The following is a 21,562-nucleotide window of genomic DNA, read 5'->3' on the forward strand; positions in this document are numbered from 1 at the left end:
CCATTTTGAGGGCAAGCACTTATAACGTGATTTAATTCAATGCTGGGTAGAGGAGCGCTACATGCTTTAGGGTTTGTTGAAATGGAACATGCTCTAGCTGGCCGAAACCATTCATTTGCCTTGCTTTTACTTTGGTATTTAAAGGCGAGGTCATCCCGCATAAAAAACGAGTAATTGCTGCTAACGATGGCGCGACAGAGCATGCATTGATGAACGGGTCGCACCACGCTTTTAATACGTTATCTGAAGGCGCTGGTAGTGTCGGCTCTGCTGGCAACTGTGCAGGTGTGCCACGGCATACTGAGCAGTGACCACAGGTCGTCGGTGCATTGTGGTCTGCAAAATATTCAGCAAGAGTATGGCTGAGGCATTGTTCATTTTCAAAGAAGCCTAGCATGCGTGCCAGACGATTAATTTCACTGTCTTCTTTCGCTTTAAATAACTGGTAAAGGCTGTCGGCTTGTTCTTGAACGTTGAAATGTGTTTGACGTACACGGTATACGTCTGTCATTTGTTTACTTTCGAGAGCTATCCAGCCTTTTTCGCTAAAGTAGTCGATGGCTGCAACCGCTCTTTTTCGTTCAGTGCGTGTTGCTTGCCATAGCGCATCAAAGTCAACGGTGTGCCATGTTCGTGCTTTTGGTGAGCAGGCAAAAATATGACCAACAAACGTACGTCGTTCACCTTGAAATTGGTTCATGATGAACTCTTGTTCAACCAAGAGCTTGAAGCGGTAGTCAGCAAAATAAGTGTACTGTGGCTCAATAATTTGTGCCATTTCGAGATAAACTAATAATGTTTTTAGTGGCAATAGGCGAATGTTACTGTCTTTAGATAACCGTGAGAGCATAACTTCCCATTGCTGATCATTTGCTTGGATCTGCTCCAGAATAAACGCAATGGCTGTCTTATCGGGTGTATCACCATAAACAAAGTTTTCAAGTACATTCACGCCTGACTTATTTGCCAACATGATGCACTCAGAGGTATTGCCATCCCGTCCTGCTCGGCCAATCTCCTGGCTGTAGTTTTCAATTGATTTTGGAAGATCGAAATGAATAACACGACGAATATCAGACTTATCGATACCCATACCAAAAGCTATTGTGGCAATGATACAGTGATGGTGGCCTTGCATGAAATTTTGCTGAATCGTCTGGCGTTGTTCACTATCCATACCTGCGTGGTAGGCTTGTGCTTGATAACCTTGCTGTAATAGCCATTGTGCTAACTCTTCCGCCGTTTTTTGTAGGGTTACGTAAACGATGGTTGGCTGCTGGGGGGCTTTCACAAGCGTGCTAAGCAAAGCTGACTTTTTCTCACTTTCAATCGTTGGCAGTATTGCAAGATCAAGGTTTGAGCGATAAAAGCCTGTAATGACGATATTGTCTTTGTCGATAGCAAACTTTTTACCCATATCTTCGATAACCGCAGGCGTTGCCGTTGCAGTAAGAAGTAGCACTTGCGGTATGTTGAGTGCTTGGCGGTGCTGGGGGAGTTTGAGGTAGTCGGGGCGGAAATTATGTCCCCACTCAGAGATACAGTGCGCTTCATCGACAACCAGCAGCGACGTTTGTACTTGTGAGATAAAATGACGAAAGCGTTCGTTATTCAATCGCTCAACCGATATCATTAATACTTTGATGTCGCCATTTCTCACCCCTTGCATGACTTGCTGAGTCTGCTCCCAGGTTTGACTTGAATCTATCGATGCGGCAGGAACCCCTTTGCTATGAAGGAAGTCGAGCTGATCTTTCATTAATGCTAACAGCGGGGAAATCACCAACGTTAAGTGCGGTAACTGCAAGGCCGGAAGTTGGTAGCAAAGCGATTTTCCTGAGCCTGTCGGGAAAATGGCCGCTGCAGATTGGCCGTCGAGAACCTTGGTAATGACATCCTCTTGTCCATGACGTAGGCTATCGAAGCCAAAGTAGTGCTTAAGCGTTTGATGATACATAGAAATGGTTAGCTAAATCAGGCAATACCCAGATAATAACGAATTCTATCGGGTATTGCCTAAGTTAATGACGATCTGATCAGTCTTCTTTGAAGCGTGCCGAGAGCTGATGAAAATCGTCAACTTTGGCTTTTAGTACTGCGCTACTACGCTCTACGTGGTTCACTTCATTAAGATTTTGAACAGAAGTGTCTGCGATAGCATGAATATGCTGACTTGTTTGTTGAGACATATTCTCTTGAGAGGCTGCAGATGACGATACTTGATCGACCAATTGGTAAATTGACAGTACGTTATCTTCAACCGCTTTAAGCGCATTCGCCCCTTCAGCAGCCAGATCAACACAAGTATTTGTATTGTCACGGTTACTTTCAATCAATGACTGCCAATTCTGGATTGTTTCGAGCATGCTTTCAATACTGGATTGAATTTGTTCCGTTGCTCCTTGGCTGCGTGACGATAAGGCTCTGACTTCATCTGCCACTACGGCAAACCCTCGGCCATGCTCACCTGCACGTGCTGCCTCAATCGCCGCGTTTAATGCTAATAAATTGGTCTGCTCTGCAATACCGCGGATCTCAGACATTACCGCACTCACTTTTCCGGCCTCTTGGCTGAGTTGGTGAGTGGCATCGGTTGCTTGTTCTGCTTGGGCTGAAAGGTTGTTCAAGCTTGATTGGGTTGAATCAAGTTGATGACGAGTGAGTTCGCATTGGTCGCGAGTTTGGTCAAGCAATGAATGGCTTTCTGCAGCGTGAGAAGCCACTGAGCGCGCAGACTCTGAAATATCATCCATGGCGGTAGCGATATGCTGAATATTGGTATTCTGCTGTGCAATAGCAGAATTTACCCGGCTGGCAGAGGCATTGAGATCATCGGCAAGATCATGAAGCGGAGCTGCTGAATCGGTCATTCGCCCCAGTATGGTTCTGATCTTTGCCGAGGCCATCTTTAGGTGGTAATCAGCGACTGAAAACGCATCATTACCTGAAAAAATTAGACGGCTAACACTATCATATTGAGATTGTAGTGATTTAATTTTTGCTGGCGTGCTGAATAATTCCTGACGGAAAAACAATGCCAATACTGCCGCAGGGGAAAGTGAGGCGAGGGTAGAAATGTTTAATCCGTCAGTGAGTGCAGTAAAGCCGAATGGCGCGAAACATGCGATAGCCAAGACTGAGTACTTTAGGGCGCTTGGAAGATTAACGCTGCCATTGTGCCCACGTTGCTCAGCTTTAAGCAATTGACTATATGCTGTAGTGGCAATTTGTACTAGCTGAGCTTTGGGTTTTACACGAACAGATTGATAGCCCGTAATTGTGCCATTTTCATAAATAGGCGTAACGTAAGCATCTACCCAATAATAGCGGCCACATTTGGTTTTGTTTTTAACTATCCCACGCCATGCTTTTCTTTCACGCAGTCTTGACCATAAATCACCAAAAGCAGCTTTGGGCATATCAGAATGACGAATAATATTGTGGTTCTGGCCTATCAATTCATGTTCTTGATAGCCAGCGACTCGACAAAATGAGGGATTACAGTAGGTAATAACACCTTTAAGATCGGTTGTTGAGACTAACTGTTCGCCTTCTGGAAAGGTGACTTCGTTGTCATTAGTCTGAATATGAGAGTTTGTGAAATTGAGCGAGCGAGCCACGACTAAACCTTTATGTTGGTTACTTGTTGTTAATATTTTTTATTTTTATCAAGGATAATAAACCACATTGTTATGATAAATATCAATATATTAATCATTTAGTGGTAAATTTTGTTAACTCAAACATAAAGCAGTATTAATGGTTATTTTCTTTTATAGCTGGATTCGTTGAATAGAATTGAGTCAAAAGTACCTCATGACAAAATAATGACACTATGAAACTGTATGGTCGTAGTGACAATGCTGGCATCTCCGTGGTTTAAGCAAACTAATGTAAATAATATTTAGTTTAATCAATAACTAATATGTGTTTTTATTCAAGGAAGTCTTATGCTGTGGTTTTATAACTTGAGTTTCCGTTGGAAGTTTGCGACCCCAATTCTATTGGTCGTTTTGATTTTCTCGTTGTTATTTAGTGTCGTGTTTATTGTCTCTAGTGATCAAGCAAAAGTTAATTCTGTATTGAATGGACAGGTAAAGCCAACGCTTGAACAAATGGATGAAGGCTATCGCGACCTTTATCAAGTGATTACGGCGGGGCAAGGTATTTTGCTGGCTAATGATGATCAAAATTTGATCCGTCAGTATCAGGATATTTATGCCGATGATTCAGAGAAAGCTTTGAAGCGCTTGCTCTCTGCTCAGCAGTTAGTTGATAGTAGTTTTATCGGTGAAAGCCATCGCCATACTTTAAACACAATTGAAGTGGTGTTTAATCGCTGGCTAAAACATTATAAATTTATGATGGAAAATCCATCAAAAGCTACGGACTACTATTTTGATTCGCGACGTAATATTGACTCGGATTTTAATGAGTTGGTGGGTCTTTATAAGTCATTACGCACGGAGATTGAGTTAGCTGAATCTGAGTTAACCTATGCGCTCAAAAAAGAAGTGAAAACGGCAACAGTGGTAATTGAAGTTGGCATGGTACTGGCCTTAATATTTTCATTATTCATTGCTTGGTTTACATCTGGCATCATCATTAGGCCATTAAAACGCCTATCTGAGACGATGCATGATATATCAAAAGGAGAGGGTGATTTAACCCAACGTATTCACGTTGAATATAAAGATGAAATTGGGCAGTTAGGTAACGCATTCAATGCCTTTATTTCAACGGTTCATCAAACTATCAGTGAAGTTTCTTCTACCCTTGCAACAGTACAATCTGCAACTCAACATATTCAAGCTGAAACACAAGGTGTTAGGAAGAACGCTTCTTCCCAGCAAGAAGAGAGTGCGCAAGTGGCAACTGCGGTACATGAAATGAGCGCAACTAGTGATAACGTAAGTGGCCATGCAAATGAGGCAGCCCAGGCCAGCCAACATGCAAGTGATGAATCGAATGCTGCGCGCACCGTGCTAGGTGAAGCGGTTAATTCTATACACCAGCTCGCTGATGATATTGACGCGTCAAGCCAAGTAATCACAGAGCTAGAGCAAGATGTTGGTAGTATTGCTTCGATTCTGGATGTTATAAGAGGGATTGCTGACCAAACGAATCTATTGGCACTCAATGCGGCTATCGAAGCGGCGAGAGCGGGTGAGCAAGGACGCGGTTTTGCTGTCGTTGCTGATGAAGTACGTTCTTTAGCGAGCAAGACCCAAGCTAGCACGGGTGAAATTCAAGCAATGATTGAACGTTTGCAACTAGGGGCGAAAGAAGCCGTTGTTGCGATGGAAAGTAGCCGCTCCAGCGGGGTAAACACCGTTGGGCAAGCAAATACGGCTAACGAGTCGTTAGATGCAATTAGCCATTCCATTGAGGTGATCAATGAAATGAATCTACAAATCGCGACAGCAGCGGCTCAGCAAAGCCAAGTGAGTGAAGACATTAATCAGAATGTTCAGCATATTGCGGATATGAGTCAGGAAGTGGTTAATCAGGTACATTCGACAGAGCACGCATTTGATAACTTAGCCGCTCAATGCCAACAACTCGCCTCGCTTGTTGGGCGGTTTAAAATTTAACGAGCCGCGGCAGAAGCAAATACTTTAAACCTCCTACGTGGAGGTTTTTTATATCAGTGCTGAATTGACACGCGATATCACTCAAAAACATGAAGCAAATCAAGAGGAATAATTGAATCATAATTGTACTCGATAAGTTGCATACGGTATTCTGGCTTCAGAGTGAACGCTATTTATTAAGGAGTAAACCATGCCATACGATACTTTAGTCACTGTTGGTATTTTCATTGTTGTAGCCATCGTGTTTATTGCGGCAGGGGTAAAAACCGTTCCGCAGGGTAGTGAATGGACGGTTGAGCGCTTCGGGCGGTATACCAAAACGTTGCACCCAGGATTGAATTTAATTGTGCCATTCATTGATAGTGTTGGTAATAAAATTAATGTGATGGAAAGAGTCTTAGATATTCCTGCTCAGGAAGTTATCTCTAGAGACAATGCCAATGTGACAATTGATGCCGTGTGTTTTGTCCAAGTGATTGATGCTGCGAAAGCTGCGTATGAAGTTACCGATCTCGAGCACGCTATTCGCAACCTTACATTAACGAATATTCGAACAGTGCTTGGCTCAATGGAACTCGATGAGATGTTATCTCAACGTGATACGATCAATGGCCGTCTACTTTCGATTGTCGATCAGGCGACCAACCCTTGGGGTGTGAAGGTTACACGTATTGAGATTAAAGATGTGCAGCCTCCTGCTGATTTGACCTCTGCAATGAATGCCCAAATGAAAGCAGAGCGTAATAAACGTGCCGAAGTACTGGAAGCTGAAGGTGTACGTCAGGCTGAAATTTTACGTGCTGAAGGTCATAAGCAATCTGAAATTTTACGTGCTGAAGGTGACAAACAAGCCGCCATTTTACAAGCGGAAGCTCGAGAGCGTGCTGCAGAAGCAGAAGCGCGAGCAACCACCATGGTATCAGATGCTATTGCAAAGGGTGATGTGAAAGCGGTGAATTACTTTATCGCTCAGGGCTATACCGATGCATTAAAATCGATTGGTCAGGCTGAAAATGGCAAAGTCATTATGCTACCACTAGAAGCAACAGGTCTAATGGGATCTGTTGCGGGTATTGCTGAACTATTAGGCCAATCAGGCGGTAATAGTGAAGGTAGTCATAAAGGGAATAAAGCATGATCACACTGCTTGAGCAAATGAACGTCTGGCATTGGATAGCGTTAGGCTTGGTATTATTGCTGCTTGAGCTGTTGGGGACTGCGGGATATTTATTGTGGCTGGGTCTATCTGCCATGATGGTTGGCGCGTTGTTGTTAGCGCTGCCTCTGGGCTGGGAAATGCAATGGACCACGTTTGCGGTGTTGTCTTTGTTTACAACGTGGCTATGGTGGCGTTACCAGCATAAAAAAGATCGTATTGGTGATAATGCTAGAAACTTAAACCAACGAACAGAACAACTTGTTGGCCAAACATGTGTTTTGCAAGAAGCTTTCAATATTGGGCAGGGTCGCCTTCAGTTTGGTGATACCACTTGGATTGCAAAAGCGGAATCAAATATTGCTGCAGGCACCCTTGTTGAAGTCGTACGAGTTGAAGGGATCATATTGATCATTCAAGAGAAAGCTAAACAGTAAAAATGGGTTCTGTTGTTATATCGACTATCCATAAACAAAACGTGGCTTCTTAGGAAGCCGCGTTTACATAAACTGAAAGCTATTGTATTGATTGAATACTTTGCACGGTATTACCACTATTATCTTCAATTTCTATATCTGCCCCGCGAGAAATCAAAAGCTCTGTGAGCTCGGTTCTACCAAATAATGTCGAGTACATGAGAGCTGTTTGCCCTGCTTTATTTTGATGATTGGTTTCACAGTCTGCATTAATTAACTGGCGTGTGATGCCTAATTCTCCTTTAAAAATTGCAGCCATCAATGCCGTATTGCCTCTGTTATCTTCTAGGCAAGCATTGGCGCCTTGCTTTATTAATTGTTCTACTGCATCGGCTCGGCCGTTATAACTGGCGACCATCAGCGCGGTATATCCTTTTTGATCTTGAATGTCGATTGGTAGCCCTGCCATGACAAACTCGTTTAAAACTTCGATGTCGCCAGTACGAGCTGCTGCATAAAAATAGGCAATAAGCTCGTCGTAGGCACTTGGCTTATCAGGTTGTATGTTGCTAGCTTGAACGCTGGTGAATAGTCCGGAAAGTAATAATAAAAGACCCAGTGTTTTGAGGAAGAGTGTGTGCATATTAGAAACCCGGTGAACTTGTCTATAGGTGAGTGCGGTAGCGATACTACCGCACGTTGTTCGAGCGTATTTAATGCAACTTAATTGGCAGCAGCAATGCGTTTCACTTCTTTTAGATCACCATTTACAGCTTGAGTAAGGCGTGTGCCATATTCTTTGTCAGCTTTATAGGTAAAGCTCAATATTTGATGCTTAATGCTGTCGTCTTTTACTGCGCTTAGATCACCCGCAAAGTTAGCGATTAAGTTCTTTTGTTGCTCGGCATTAAAGCTGCGATATAAGTCACCAGCTTGGGCAAAGTTGAGTGTCTTCTCGATACTAGCTTGTTGCACTGTGCCGTTGAGTTGGGTCTGGCTGTGTCGAGCTTGACTATCTTCAGCAACGTTGTCGCGGCTTGGTTGATAGTTAATATCTGAGCGAGTATTACCAATATTGCCTGAACCATCTTGGTTATAATTGACGACCTTAACCTTGGTTTGGTTTATTGGCAGTTGTTGGTGGTTTGCACCTAGACGGTACATTTGTGTATCGGCATAAGAAAAGACGCGGCCTTGTAACAGTCTATCTTCTGATGGCTCAATCCCCTTAATTAAGTTTGCAGGAGCCATTGCCACTTGCTCGCTCTCTTGGAAGAAATTATCTGGGGTGCGATTTAGTGTCATTGTTCCCACCTTTGTTTCAGCAACGTTTGGCCACATTTTTGTTGCATCAAGCGGGTTATAATCATGATCATTAAGATCCGTTGGTTTCATGACTTTGATGTATAGATCCCACTGCGGGAAGTTACCCATGGCAATGTTATCGTATAAATCTCGGGTCATGTGCTGGAAATCTTTTGATTGGATCTCAGCTGCCTGCGCACTGGTTAAGTTTTCGATGCCTTGGCGGCTCTTCCATTGGAATTTAACGTAGTTAACTTCACCGTTATCGTTGATCATCTTGTATGCATGAACACCAAAGCCATCCATCGTGCGGTAGTTTGCAGGTGTACCATGATCGCTATATAGCCAGGTCAACATGTGTGTTGCACCAGGTTCATATGAAAAGAAGTCAAAAAAGCGGTTTGGATCTTGGATATTCCTGACGGGTGATGGTTTTAATGAATGCACCATGTCGGGGAATTTAATCGCATCACGAATGAAGAATACCGGTAAGTTATTGCCCACTAAATCCCAGTTACCTTCGTCAGTATAGAATTTGGTCGCAAAGCCTCGTGGATCGCGCAATGATTCTGGGCTGCCTTTGCCATGAATTACGGATGAGAATCGAACGAATACCGGGGTTTCTTTTCCTGAACTGGCAAATGGTGCAGCGCTGGTTATATCACTGAAATCAGTACTGGCGACAAAGACGCCATGAGCCCCAGTACCGCGAGCGTGTACAACACGCTCAGGGATACGCTCACGAGCAAAGCGTTGTAGTTTTTGAATGAGTTGTACATCTTCTAACAGCACGCTACCTTGGCTTCCCGCGGTAATTGAGTTTTGGTTATCACCAACAGCAGCGCCGTTGTCTCGAGTGAGCGTGTTTGCACCTGCGCTAAAGGCTGTTGCCATACAAAGCGCAAGAACCAAAGATTTTTGTTTTAATTTCATTATGTTATTCCCTGTTTGTCATTTTATCTCTTCAACGGGGACTATACGGATGTGGGGATAGGTAATGAAATTGTTGCTTCCTATACATTTAATAGATAAAACTTATCAGTTAATATTTCGATCTTTTAGCTAAGCTGTAGCGTAGGGGAAATCGTTGTTTCCACTCGTGGATAGAGTGTTTCCAAATGCATGGTGTTGTTAGCGCGTTGTAACCGATAAAATTAAATGCAACCGATTACGTCGGTTTAATAATTATTAATAGTCAGCCAAAAGAAGATAAACGATGAAATTGGAAGCCGTTGATTACAACGCGGATAATGCCGCAGAGTTATTCGTTGAATCCTTACGCAATACGGGATTTGGTGTGTTAAAAAATCACCCAATCCAGCAGCAACTCGTACAATCTATCTATGATCATTGGCAGGAATTCTTCAATACCGAAGAAAAAGAAGCATTCCGCTTTAATGTCGACACGCAAGATGGCTTCTTTCCGGCTGAAGTGTCAGAAGTAGCGAAAGGGCATTCTAAAAAAGATATCAAAGAGTACTTTCACTACTACCCTTGGGGTCAGTGTCCTGAATCATTGCAGGCTGAAATACAGCGTTATTATGAAGAAGCAAACAAGCTAGCAAGTGAATTACTGACTTGGGTTGAAGCACACTCGCCAGAGAGTGTTTCTGCACTATACTCTCAATCGCTTTCAAGCATGATTGATGGTAGCGATAAAACCTTGCTTCGCGTGCTGCATTACCCACCATTGAAAGGTGATGAAGAGCTGGGTGCGATTCGCGCGGGTGCGCACGAAGATATTAACTTGCTTACGGTACTCCCTGCTGCCAATGAACCTGGCCTACAGGTATTAACCAAAGAAGGTGAGTGGTTAGATGTGCCATGCGACTTTGGTAACTTAATCATTAATATCGGTGACATGCTGCAAGAAGCATCGGATGGCTATTTTCCATCAACGACACACCGTGTAATTAACCCTGAAGGGGCGGATAAGACCAAGGCACGAGTTTCATTGCCATTGTTCTTGCACCCAAAACCAGACGTTGTGCTATCAGAGCGCCACACGGCAAACAGCTACTTGATGGAGCGCCTACGTGAGCTAGGCGTTATTTAAGTTATATTGCTTCGGTGATGAATATGAAAGCCAACCTTCGGGTTGGCTTTTTGTTGTTTTGAGCTTACGAGGGCTGATGATAGCGATAGTTCTCAACCATCTCCTTGATTGCTTTCCGTAGCCAAATTAGCTTCGGGTTATGGGTGTTACGCTTATGCCACATAAGGGTGAATGGTACATCAAGGCCATGGCTGTCTTCATTTTCTAGCGGGATTGGTTTGGCAATCAAGTTGGGGTGATGATGCTTGATATACTCGCGGCAGTAGCCCGGTGCTGTGGTAAACATTAATTGATTTGGCTGAGCTGCCATAAACAATGACTGTTCAAAGGTGGAAACAGACAGCGAGACATTGCGCTTTAATCCTTTTGCGGCAAGTACTTCATCCAACGCCCAGCTCTCACGGGCTTCCCACAACACGGTAATGTGCGAGTACTGCAAGAAAGTCTCAAGTGACCAAGGTTGTTTGGTTGCTGGGTGATCACTGCGCATATAGACCATCGGTTTTTCGGTAAATAGCACTTCATAATCAATGTAGTATGGAAGTAACGCCAATGTTTCTTGCGAGCGGTGGTGAGTTTCACGTCCGGTAAAACCGATATCGGCATTACCGTTAATGATTGCCTCAAGGGAGTCGTAATCCCAGTTGCGGATCTTAATGTTGGAATCATGATACTGCTGGCTAATAAGCTGCGGCAGCTGGCTTAACATTACCATATGTAAGGGCGATTCCATCATTAGCTGAAACTTCACTCCCTTGGGGGTTTCAGAGCCTCGCTTTGAAGAAAGTTGCGTTCCGATTTGAAACCATTCTGATAACTCTGTTTCCATACTCAGTGACAGTAACGTTGGCTGTAAACCATGAGGCGTACGAACAAATAACGGATCGTCAAACCACTCGCGTAATTTTGTCAGTGACTTGCTTACTGCTGAAGGTGTAACAGAAAGCTTCTTTGCAGCCTTAGTAACGCTGCGTTCTTGTAGTAGCAGCTGCAATGTAATCAGCAGATTCAAATCGAGTCGATGGAGTGGTTTGCTCATGGTGTTCTCTTACTGGTTACAGGCAATAGTGGCGTTAGGCTCAGGCTGCCTTATCGTCATGATTAGAAATAGATTAACCACGGCAGCCAAGAATAATAATATCATTAATATATTAATGGCGCTGATGCCTAACCAACCCATGAACCAGATGTAAAATGCGGAAAAAGAAACTTGGCATACCCCTAATATAGAGCTGGCAAGCCCCGCATGCAGCTTAAACGGCGCCAAAGCTTGGCTGGTTAAAGTACCAAATCCTATCGAGAACCCAGAGCAAATAAAGGCGAAACCAAGCATATAGACGGCGTATGAGCTTTGCTGCTGGTTTGCCATCCATAAAATGGTGGCAGAAAAAAAGAAGAAAGCTTGCGACACAATGATTATTTTTTGTTGACCAAATTGACTTAGCAGTTTTGGGGTAAGGAATGAACTGATCATACTTACGCCCGCAAGCATTGCCATTGCCGTTGCGTATTGGCCTTTGTCGAAGCCGAGTGTATCCATTAATAGCATCGGGGAAACACCAACATAGGTAAGGATAGCGGTTACACACAAAGAGGTGTTAACCAAGCGGCTTAGGTAAATACGGTTTAGAAAGGCATGGTATGCGTGCTGAGGGGGTATGTTTGGCTGATATGTTGAGCCTTTTTCTTTCGTGGTATTCGGGCGTGATTCTTTTAACAAGAACAAACACAGTAAACCGATAAACGCTGCAGCTGTTGCCATGGCTAGAAATAAACTAGTCCATGCGAATTTGAGCATGATGAGATGACCGATCACAGGGGCGAGAACAGGAACGATACATGTGATCCCGTTGATCATTGAGAGTACCTTAGCTCGTTTATCATCATCAAGCGCATCGCGCAGAATGGCAAAAGTGACGACGTAGCAAAAGCCAGCCCCGATACCCTGACCAAAGCGAGCAAAGAAAAAGCCTTGGCTAGTGGTTGCCCCCATCGCCCACCATGAGGCAACAGCGAAAATGATCGAACCAACGATCGCTACGGGTTTTCGACCCAATTTATCAGCGGCAAAGCCGCCGAAAACCATGGTGGATGCCATACCAATCAAATAAATTGAAAAGGCAGCATGTAAGTCTGCTTCGGAAGCATTGAGCGATGCTGCAATTTCAGGTAGTCCAACCAGATATAAGTCAATCCCAAGGGGATACATTAGTATTAAAGAAAAGCAGCAGATAAGTAATTTATTCATGGTGTACAGGCAATTATTCAAGGTAGCAACACCTTATCTGTCTCACGCTAAACCTGCGAGTTGCCTTTAAGACAATCGTAATTGCCAAATAGGAAATACACTATTTGGCAATTAATGGTGCTGTTATTGAATTTGGGTTGCCTTTGCTAGCGTATCGGTTGGAATGTTCGCAGCCAAGGTAACGCGGAGGTTATCAATTTCTTGACCGTTGTTTGGCTGAAGGATCCACATACCGCCAGTAGCAGGATCGATCACCAACCATCCAAGCAATCCACCAGAGAATAGATTACCGCCAATATACCAACCGGAAACCGTTGGCTCGATGATAATGGTTTGTTTTTCGTAGCCCTTGGATGTGACTTCTAATTTATATTCAGCACCATCAAACCAATCGGTTGAACGCTTCAAATCATAAGAAAGGCTACCAGTCTGCTGAGTAACAGTTACGCCTTTACCTGTCTTGAGGGTGATTGTGGCAGTGGCTGGTATTGCCACAATCGACATGGCTTCAGTACTGCCATTAACAATAGAGGAGCAACCATTGAGCAGCATGAAGGACGAAAAAAATAGAATTTGTAATAGTTTAATCATGTAACGAATTATTTCTAGGCTTAAAAAGCAAAGATAGTAGCGATAAGGTGCTATCTATCAAATCAATAATAATTATCGAACAGCTTGTATTCATAGGTCTAGGTTATCAAGTTACCAGCACAATAAAACATTGTTCAAAACTAATTGAACACTATTTCTTTAGTGACAGTCACTTAGCTGCCTTAGAAAAAAAATATATAGAATGATGTTTTATATATCGAAAGGGGAATTATTTTTCATTTAAATTCAATTTTGTTTACCGAGAAACGATTATCGTGAAGTGAGTGCTGAATTATTAAACAAAATCAGCACAGTAAATCCCTTGCCTGTAATATGGATATAGAAATTTGCTTGTATTTATAGATAAGGAAAGTCTATGGCATTATCTGGTAGTCAATTAACGGGATGCGCAGTAGGCGCAATGCTTCTCCCTATGGTGGTGAACGCTGGCGAGGTTGATCCTTTTACGGGGGCTTATTATGGAGAGGTGGACTTTGCCCCTCTTACTATCATCAAAAAACACGATGAACGTTACTTTGCAATGGTTGCAACGGGAACAATCGAAATTGAAATGAGTGACGATGGGGCGTTTCAGGCAAAAAATCCGCAAATTGATATTAGCGGTCAGTTCGGCAATAAAGTTGATGGTAAATATCAAAGTAAACAAGTGGATATTTATGGCTCTTCCTATGTTTATCAACGAAAAGTATTAGAGCAACCAGCAATTTCCGCCTTATATAGCGCAGATGGCAGCTATAGTGCATTCAGTCCTATGAACCATTCCCAGTGCAGCAGTCCATTCCCTAATGCAGAGAAAGCAACCCATAAACTGCTAACTCAATCGTCAAAAATGGCTGCGCTGATAAAGAACATTGAGCAGGGACGCTATGATTACGGCAATATTGATAGTCTTCTTATTATAAAAGACGGCGATCTCGTATTTGAACGCTACTTTAATGGTTGGCAGCAAGATGAGCCGCATACTGTACAGTCGGTGAGTAAAAGCCTGACGTCACTATTATACGGTATGGCAGAGAAGCAGGGGATGATTCAAGATGATGACAGTATCGCTGCCAAATACTTATCAAGTTATCGTACGTATTTTGTCGGAGATAAGGCAAACATTACCTTAAAGCATCTTTTAACAATGTCGTCAGGTTTATATTGGGATGAATGGTCAACGTCATACGAAGATCCCAATAATATTCGTATTAAAGAAATTATGAGTGATGACTCTGTCGCATTCACGTTGTCACAAGACATGATCCATGCGCCAGGGGCACAGTTTGTTTATAGCGGTGGTAGCGTTGGGGTTATTGGCGAAGTTGTTCGAGAGGCAAGTGGGCATACATCGGTTAGTGACTACGCCATGAAAGGGCCATTCTCAGCGCTCTGCTTTCAAAATGCATTTTGGGTGAAGCAAAACGATCAACGTTCTAATGTTGCTGGTGGGGTATACCTGAGACCACGAGACATGGCCAAATTAGGTATGCTGGTATTAGATGATGGAAAGTGGAACGGTAAGTCACTGATTGATGCTGAATGGCTTGTGAATTCAACAACGCCAGCAATTAAAACGGGATTAACTGGTAGTGAATACAGTTATTATTGGTGGAATACGACATACCGTCATAATGGCAAACGCTATCCTGCGATAAAGGCGGCGGGATATGGCGGGCAAGATATTGTGATAGTTAAAGCGTTAAATTTAGTTGTGGTGAAAACCGCATCCAATTTTCATGCTCGATCACTTATCGATAACATAATGGTGAATCAAATATTGCCAACCTTTGATCATTAACTTTTACATTTGCTTTATGCTCCCATATTGAAATGCGGGTAACCCATAGCCACGCAGCGCATCAATGTAACAGTTGATGCGTATTTGACCTGTTGGGAAACTACTTGGTGATAAGCCGTCAGATACAGCTAGGTGGTTAAAGGCAATGTTTGAGTCTTTGTGTTGGCTTTGAATCACCTCAAATAGAATTTGAGACCGATGAACATGAATTGAGGCGCTGATTAAAGTCGCGTGTTTTATCTGATGTTTGTGGAGCAAATTCAAACTGTAGTGAGCATTTTCAATGGTGTTGGCTGCTTGGTCTTCTTTAATGATACGTTCGCCAGCAATACCATGGTTAATGAGCCATTGTTCCATTTGCTCTGCTTCTGTTTTTCCTGCTGTTTTAACTCCTCCAGTGACAATGATCAGGCTATTGGGTGATAACAAGGCGAGGCTACGTGTTGTTTCTAGTCGCAGCGCGAGAGGCTTTGCTATCGTCCCGTCGCCGTTGAGCTTATAGCCAAGCGTGACGATAGCGTGTGGTGCGGTGGTTTCTATTTCATGTTGATATTGAATTGGCTGGCTTAAGTTGCGCTCGATAATTGCCAGGGTATTGGCTGTCCCTATAGCGAGTTCAGCGTTTTTAGCCGTGCATTGGAAGGTCAGTTTCTTGAGGTAACCATCACTGTGTGCTTGTTGATAAAGATAATGATACCAAGTGGCAAGGTAGCAGTGAATGGTGCCGCGTTGTTGGGTATTGGCTGTTAACAAGGCTTGTTCATAATAGTCTATTGCTTGCTCTAATTGCCCCCTGAAGGTTTCGATGTTCGCCATGGTGATGGCGATATCTGTATGCTCATCCTTAGGGGCTTGAAGAAGTGCCTGAGTAAGGTAATAGTTTACCGCATAAAGGTTCGAGACTTGTTCACCATGTAGCTGAAAATTATTACGGCTTGGGCTGTTATAGGCATTAAAAGCCTGCTTTATCAGTAAGTTTTCCAATTAACTAATATCTTCCATGTTTGTCCGTGAGTTTAGCTACACTCAATAATGTTATACCTGCAGCAATGGCCTAGGGTGCTATATCACATGACTAAACGCAATGTGCTCAGTGTGATTTGAAGCCTCAGAAGTCGCAGTATTAAATAACAAGGAGATGACGATGGCGAACTTGTTCAAACAGCACGGTGCCTTCAGCTGGTCTGAATTAATGACAGACGATCCTGAAAAAGCGCTGGAATTTTATACCCAAACGATTGGTTGGGAAGTTGAAGCGATGCCGATGCCGCAAGGCACTTATCATGTATTAAAGGCAAACGGAGAGCCCGTTGGTGGGGTGATGGCTAAGCCTGAAGGCTATGAGCATATTCCTAATCATTGGGGAACCTATGTCACGGTAGATAATGTTGATGCTACGCTCGAAAAAGTTGTTGCGGCGGGTGGTAAAGCTATTTATGAGCCGATGGATGTTCCCGGCGTAGGCCGAATGTGTGCGATTAATGATCCAGACGGTGCAGTAATTTCGATTATTACCTATGAATCACCTGACTGCCATGAATAACCGTTAAGCGCCTTATCCGATGAATCAATACCTTTGAATCAATACCTTTGAAGATAAAACCGCTTGGTTTACTTTTAATAAAAGTACCCAAGCGGCTTGTTGTTGGTGTGTACAGAGTCCTGCTATTTAATGCAACTGAGCATATAATCGATAACCGGATCACTATTGTCTTTAAGCTGTAATGCTTTAGGCAAAAAAGCGGGCTTGTTTAAGATTTCACGTGTTATTAACTCATCAAGTAAAGGTTTAAACTCAAAGCCTGTTTTTCCTACAAATAATGATGTTAAATCATCACTTTTATACGCATGCAGTGCGTCTTTTAAACCTTTCAAGTATAAGTAGTCTTTCGTGAACCCGCCCCCGCGATAGGCGCGAGCCGTGATCGTAAATGCATCATCATCGCTAAGTCCATAGTCGTGTTTTAGTAGGTGGAAGGTATCGTTAAAGCTTTCACCGCGTACCATCATATCCACAGCGACTACGCGTAAAGCGAGTGTTTTTAGTCGATGCAGCGGGAAGCTACCTGACAAATGCTCACATAATATCGCCAGCCCTTCTTGAGTATGGGTATTCCCCGGCAACCCCAGTTTGAGTACCTTAAGCGGCTGCTTATCGGCATTCGCGCTGGTGACTAAGTGAACACCTAATTCGTGATGAATAAGGGCATCTAAGTCTTTTTGGGTAAACTTACAACCAAGGTTTACTTTGATACTACGCCCACTAACCATCGCGCGGGCGATGAGCTGTTTCGATCCAACCACACTACATTTTACGCCGTAGTCATCTGCTGCGGCTTTAAACGCTTGTATTGCCTCTTTAGCTGAAATTGTTGGCTCAAGCGGTGCTTCATATTCACGTGAGTGCAATATGAAGTTCGCATTGGCAATATCTAATTGATCCGGTTGGCCGTAATAGCGCAGTGAATTATATAAAAATTCATCAGTGCCAATACTGGTTAATAGGTCAATACGTACCGCGAGTTGATCAATTACCTTACGGTACATTTTCTGAATATCAGCATCACGAACATCTTCAACCGGTAAGCGATAAAGTTGCTCTCGGAACTTATATGGATCTAGATCTAATTGCCGATAAGTAAAAGCTGGCAGATAGTCATGTGAGCGATGTAAGAACCGGCGTTTTTCCTGTTTAATATTCGTCGGGTTAATATAACTGAGTGTATTTACCCCTCGTGCGATTGAAAACAACTGGCGATCAAGCTTGAGTACTTCACGCGGCAGCGTAGAAGCCAACACATGGCTACTGGTTAGTCGCTTTACCTTTGTACGACGCAGAATCGTCTCTGCTGCATGCTCGGTAATTACCGTTTTCATGGCTTCTTTCATTTTTTCGACAACCAAGGGAAAGCTTTCACCTCGGTTCTCGTCCATAAAAACTTTTTTTAATTCCAACGGCATGATCAACGTGTTGGCAAAGTTGCTTTTTACGAAGTTGGCTTGGTAGCCCATACCATGAAAAACATCGTTCACCTTTGCGTCGACGACAATATTTGGCAGCTCTACGGTTGCGAGTTTATCAACAAAACTTTTGATCTCTTTATGCCAACGACGAGTATTGACCTGTTTCGTTCCTAAATTGAACACAGGTACGTCTCGGTCGATGCGCTGATAGTTATATGAATGTATGTCGTATAGTAGACATAATCCAAATCGGCTCTCTAATGTGTCAATTAAGCACGCAAGAATACGGTAATAACAACTGTGCTTTGCCAGTGATACTGACCGCTCCTCAGATGTTAGTGATTCAGACCAAACTTGTTTGCCCCACGCTTCATCATAAATGCAATTTTCTGGATCACGGTTAAGATCATACTCATAGCGTGAGTCTTCAGCTTGCAGCACAATTGGCAGTGAAGAGATGAAGTCACCGGTAAACGGGTCTTCTTCAAAATAGCGCTCATCTTCACTTAATTGGCATTTAGGCATTAGATCACCGCGTAAGCGGTGACCGTGATGAATTGCCGTTGCAATATAAGGCTGATATTCACTGATGCGAATGGTCAGGCTTCCATCGTTTAGCTGTGCTTCAAATGGGGTAAGGTGCTGGATCTTGTCCAGCACTTCCGCTTCAGTAAGTTGTAGCATCGGCGATCACCTGACGGAACTCATTTTTCCGCGCAATGCTAACTTCTTTTGCCACAACAACGCTTTCGACAAAATCCAACACCTTACTTTGTAGCTTGGTACGGTTTAAGCGGTTAATACGGGTAATGCCCCCAGGACTAAGCACGTTAACCTCGACCAACTTCCCGTTGATCACATCTAAGCCAACAAAGTACAAGCCATCACGGACCAGTTTCGGACCAATGTGCTTACATAAACGAAGCTCTTGCTTCGTTAGGGTGTGCTTAACTTCTTTACCACCGGCATGAATGTTAGATCGCACATCACCTTGAGCGGGAACACGGCGCATCGCGCCAATTGGTTCACCATTTAGCATCATGATGCGTACATCACCCGCCTCAGCCCCTTCAATGTAGTCTTGCAGGATCACATAGTTCTTATCGTCGCCAATATAGAAATCCAATAATGACTTCACGCTTGATTTAGCGCTTTTCTCGATCAGAATAACGCCCTTACCGCCATAACCATTCAATGGTTTCAGGATCATGCGATCATTGGTACTTTCATCTAAAACACGCTCAAGGTAGTCACGGCTTTTTGAAACATGAGTAACGGGAATAAACTCGTTATTCGGATCTGGCAGTGAGGTGGTGTAAAGCTTGTTATTAGCTACACGTAGTCCATCAATATCGTTCATGATAAAGGTATGATCACGAACAGAATCGAGGAAGTTCAACGCCATCGTATCGAGCGGTGGGTTAGCGCGCATGAAGATCACATCAAACCCGGCTAATGGTAACTGTGCTCGAGTAAATTCCGCTTTGCGATAGAAGCTTGGAATGTTTAACGAGATATCACCTTGCTTTAGTACTTTACAAAATGCGATTGCAGTACTGTGGCGCATCGTGAGTTTATTGGGTGTTGTAATGGCCACCGTATGGCCGCGTAGTGCAGCTTCATGAATAAGACGTAGTGTTGAATCGTTTTCTGGCTCAACTTTGTCCCACGGGTACATAACAAAACAAATCTTCATAGCATTAGCCCAATGTCTGTCGTTTTTGACAGGAAAGAGAAAGAAGCCATCGCACGAAGGTGGATGGCTTAGATATAATTAATTCAGTTTTTTAAAGGTGAAAAAGTTTCACCTTTATTTATCAGATATCGATTTCGGTATCTGCTTCTAAGACGTCGTCGTCTTCGAAACGACCACGTTGTGCGCGTTGTGATACGCAAAGGGTGTAACTGCGTATTTTGGTCGAAGTCTTGGTGATGTATTTGTACCAACACTTTGCGTAACCAGATTGAATTTCTTGCTGCCCTAGTATTTCAGCAATAAATTGTTGTTCGACTTCACTGCTTGGCAGTAGTGACCCATCAGAGAGGCCGCGCATGGTACGACCAAAAGTTTCAAGTAATTGCGCTTCGTTAATAGTGAATACACCTGAACGGTTAAAGCCTCGTGGGAAATTATTATCGTCGTAAAATTTGCCTACACTTCTCATGAATATGCTTCCTGATGAGATTTTTCGCAGATATTCATCGATGATAGGGGGGAAGTAAATCAAATGTTTTTCGTTGTCACGATTAGAATATTTGATTAATACTTCATAAGTACTCGGTGTACTATTACCCTTTTCATTCTTCTTCGTTATCGAGAGCGCTAGTGGATACTGAATTACTCAAAACTTTTCTTGAAGTCACAAAAACACGCCACTTTGGACGGGCAGCAGATAATCTTTTTCTCACCCAGTCCGCGGTGAGTTTCCGCATTCGCCAGCTAGAGTCGCAATTAGGTAACGACCTGTTTTCAAGACAACGGGGGAATGTGCATTTAACGGCTGCAGGTGAACGTTTACAGCCGTACGCGGAAGCAATATTACAAACGTGGGGCAGGGCAAAACAAGATGTGGCATTAAGTGACAGCCATAATCAGCAAGTAACGATTGGTGCATCCCCCATGTTTTGGGAGTTTGATGGCATTTCAGACTGGATAAGTCGAATTTATCGTGACGTTGAGGGGTTGGCTTTGCGCCTTGAATCGGTCCCAAGGCAGGGGATGTCAAAAAAGCTGTTTGATAACAGCATTGATGTAGCAATAACCAGTGAGCCGCCCAAAATTGAAAACCTGCAAGTAACTAAAGCGAAAGATTTCCAGTTGCAGTTAGTGAGTCGTGAGCCAAACTGCACCATGGAAAAGGTTAAATCAATTCCCTTGGTGTTTTTAGATTGGGGTACTCGCTTTTCTGTTGAGCAGAGCCGTATTCCGGCGTTGCAGAAAACACCAATAATGCATACTCACTCAAGCCGAATGGCGCTTGATTTCTTAATCAATAGTGGTGGTGCGGGCTATTTACCTTCGCCAGTGATTGCACAAAGTGTTCAGGATGGTTTGTTGTTTCCTGTCGAAGATGCACCAATTATGGAGCAATCTTTGTTTTTGGTTTGGCGTGAAGACAGCGAAAAGCTTGATTTACTTGAATCTATGCTTGCCGTACCGTTTAAGCAACTAGTTGAGAGTGTGTGAGTCATTAAAGTTGCTTGTTGAATTGATAAAAAATACTCGTTGTACATAAATTGGCTAGGTCGCCTATGCTCAGCGCTGTCCCTTCTATGTTGGGTTGCATGAGATGTATATCACAAATGGTATTGTTTGGTTGTTGGTCACATTACTATTTTTAGCTGGACCGCTATTGTTTAGTATTTTTGTCATAATCAAATATTACTATGCAATAACAGTCGGTAACGATGTGTTGTTATTGGCTGTTATC

18 protein-coding genes are annotated in these 21,562 nt (G+C 43.3%); 7 read left to right on the plus strand and 11 right to left on the minus strand.

All coding sequences use genetic code 11. The annotated features are described in order from the left end of the window. Positions 1-31 precede the first annotated feature (31 nt). Together L4D09_RS12560 and L4D09_RS12565 are read right to left on the minus strand one after the other, a co-directional pair. The gene (locus tag L4D09_RS12560) at positions 32-1,957 is read right to left on the minus strand and encodes a RecQ family ATP-dependent DNA helicase (RefSeq protein WP_428457848.1); all 1,926 of its coding nucleotides are present in this window, start codon (positions 1,955-1,957) and stop codon (positions 32-34) included. A gap of 79 nt (positions 1,958-2,036) precedes the next feature. Then, complete coding sequence (locus L4D09_RS12565; protein WP_428457881.1) at positions 2,037-3,587, minus strand: methyl-accepting chemotaxis protein; 1,551 nt, start codon at positions 3,585-3,587, stop codon at positions 2,037-2,039. Positions 3,588-3,950: 363 nt separating this feature from the next. Here L4D09_RS12565 and L4D09_RS12570 point away from each other — a divergent pair, with 363 nt between their 5' ends. The 3 genes from L4D09_RS12570 (at position 3,951) to L4D09_RS12580 (ending at position 7,187) form a co-directional block, all read left to right on the plus strand. Continuing rightward, positions 3,951-5,594: a methyl-accepting chemotaxis protein gene (locus tag L4D09_RS12570; protein WP_428457849.1), complete on the plus strand. Its 1,644-nt coding sequence runs from the start codon at positions 3,951-3,953 to the stop codon at positions 5,592-5,594. 190 nt (positions 5,595-5,784) lie between these two features. Continuing rightward, positions 5,785-6,732, plus strand: coding sequence for an SPFH domain-containing protein (locus L4D09_RS12575; protein ID WP_428457850.1), 948 nt, complete (start codon positions 5,785-5,787; stop codon positions 6,730-6,732). Beyond that, positions 6,729-7,187 carry an NfeD family protein gene (locus tag L4D09_RS12580; protein WP_428457851.1) on the plus strand — a complete coding sequence of 153 codons (459 nt, stop codon included), beginning with the start codon at positions 6,729-6,731 and terminating at the stop codon, positions 7,185-7,187. The genes L4D09_RS12575 and L4D09_RS12580 overlap by 4 nt, the downstream gene beginning before the upstream one ends. Positions 7,188-7,266: 79 nt before the next feature. Here the strand turns inward: L4D09_RS12580 and L4D09_RS12585 are convergent, their stop codons facing one another. Then, a complete protein-coding gene (locus tag L4D09_RS12585; RefSeq protein WP_428457852.1) occupies positions 7,267-7,809 on the minus strand; it encodes an ankyrin repeat domain-containing protein in 543 nt (180 codons plus the stop codon). An 80-nt stretch (positions 7,810-7,889) separates the two neighbouring features. Further along, a complete protein-coding gene (locus tag L4D09_RS12590) occupies positions 7,890-9,404 on the minus strand; it encodes a catalase (RefSeq protein ID WP_428457853.1) in 1,515 nt (504 codons plus the stop codon). A 283-nt stretch (positions 9,405-9,687) separates the two neighbouring features. Here L4D09_RS12590 and L4D09_RS12595 point away from each other — a divergent pair, with 283 nt between their 5' ends. Next, positions 9,688-10,527, plus strand: a complete 840-nt coding sequence (locus L4D09_RS12595; protein ID WP_428457854.1) for a 2OG-Fe(II) oxygenase family protein — start codon at positions 9,688-9,690, stop codon at positions 10,525-10,527. 64 nt (positions 10,528-10,591) lie between these two features. Here the strand turns inward: L4D09_RS12595 and yidZ are convergent, their stop codons facing one another. The 3 genes from yidZ to L4D09_RS12610 form a co-directional block, all read right to left on the minus strand. After that, positions 10,592-11,566: an HTH-type transcriptional regulator YidZ gene (yidZ, locus tag L4D09_RS12600; protein WP_428457855.1), complete on the minus strand. Its 975-nt coding sequence runs from the start codon at positions 11,564-11,566 to the stop codon at positions 10,592-10,594. A 9-nt stretch (positions 11,567-11,575) separates the two neighbouring features. Next, positions 11,576-12,775: an MFS transporter gene (locus L4D09_RS12605; protein ID WP_428457882.1), complete on the minus strand. Its 1,200-nt coding sequence runs from the start codon at positions 12,773-12,775 to the stop codon at positions 11,576-11,578. Positions 12,776-12,898: 123 nt separating this feature from the next. Next, complete coding sequence (locus tag L4D09_RS12610; RefSeq protein ID WP_428457856.1) at positions 12,899-13,366, minus strand: hypothetical protein; 468 nt, start codon at positions 13,364-13,366, stop codon at positions 12,899-12,901. A gap of 376 nt (positions 13,367-13,742) precedes the next feature. On the opposite strand from L4D09_RS12610, the gene L4D09_RS12615 reads away from it, so the two are divergent. Then, the gene (locus L4D09_RS12615; protein ID WP_428457857.1) at positions 13,743-15,167 is read left to right on the plus strand and encodes a serine hydrolase domain-containing protein; all 1,425 of its coding nucleotides are present in this window, start codon (positions 13,743-13,745) and stop codon (positions 15,165-15,167) included. Between the two features lie 3 nt (positions 15,168-15,170). On the opposite strand, the gene L4D09_RS12620 is transcribed toward L4D09_RS12615, so the two are convergent. After that, positions 15,171-16,151, minus strand: coding sequence for a YdcF family protein (locus L4D09_RS12620; RefSeq protein ID WP_428457858.1), 981 nt, complete (start codon positions 16,149-16,151; stop codon positions 15,171-15,173). Between the two features lie 160 nt (positions 16,152-16,311). On the opposite strand from L4D09_RS12620, the gene L4D09_RS12625 reads away from it, so the two are divergent. Beyond that, a complete protein-coding gene (locus L4D09_RS12625) occupies positions 16,312-16,710 on the plus strand; it encodes a VOC family protein (protein ID WP_428457859.1) in 399 nt (132 codons plus the stop codon). Between the two features lie 122 nt (positions 16,711-16,832). On the opposite strand, the gene L4D09_RS12630 is transcribed toward L4D09_RS12625, so the two are convergent. From L4D09_RS12630 to L4D09_RS12640, 3 genes are all read right to left on the minus strand, one after another. Next, on the minus strand, positions 16,833-18,815 hold the full coding sequence (locus tag L4D09_RS12630; protein ID WP_428457860.1) for a flavohemoglobin expression-modulating QEGLA motif protein: 1,983 nt from the start codon (positions 18,813-18,815) through the stop codon (positions 16,833-16,835). Continuing rightward, a complete protein-coding gene (gshB, locus tag L4D09_RS12635; protein ID WP_428457861.1) occupies positions 18,799-19,827 on the minus strand; it encodes a glutathione synthase in 1,029 nt (342 codons plus the stop codon). The genes L4D09_RS12630 and gshB overlap by 17 nt, the downstream gene beginning before the upstream one ends. A 121-nt stretch (positions 19,828-19,948) precedes the next feature. After that, positions 19,949-20,296 carry a MaoP family protein gene (locus L4D09_RS12640; RefSeq protein WP_428457862.1) on the minus strand — a complete coding sequence of 116 codons (348 nt, stop codon included), beginning with the start codon at positions 20,294-20,296 and terminating at the stop codon, positions 19,949-19,951. 161 nt (positions 20,297-20,457) lie between these two features. Between L4D09_RS12640 and hdfR the strand changes: the two genes are divergently transcribed. Continuing rightward, positions 20,458-21,318: an HTH-type transcriptional regulator HdfR gene (hdfR, locus tag L4D09_RS12645; protein ID WP_428457863.1), complete on the plus strand. Its 861-nt coding sequence runs from the start codon at positions 20,458-20,460 to the stop codon at positions 21,316-21,318. Positions 21,319-21,562 lie beyond the last annotated feature (244 nt).

The organism is Photobacterium makurazakiensis (assembly GCF_050336715.1).
GTDB classification, from domain to species: domain Bacteria; phylum Pseudomonadota; class Gammaproteobacteria; order Enterobacterales; family Vibrionaceae; genus Photobacterium; species Photobacterium makurazakiensis.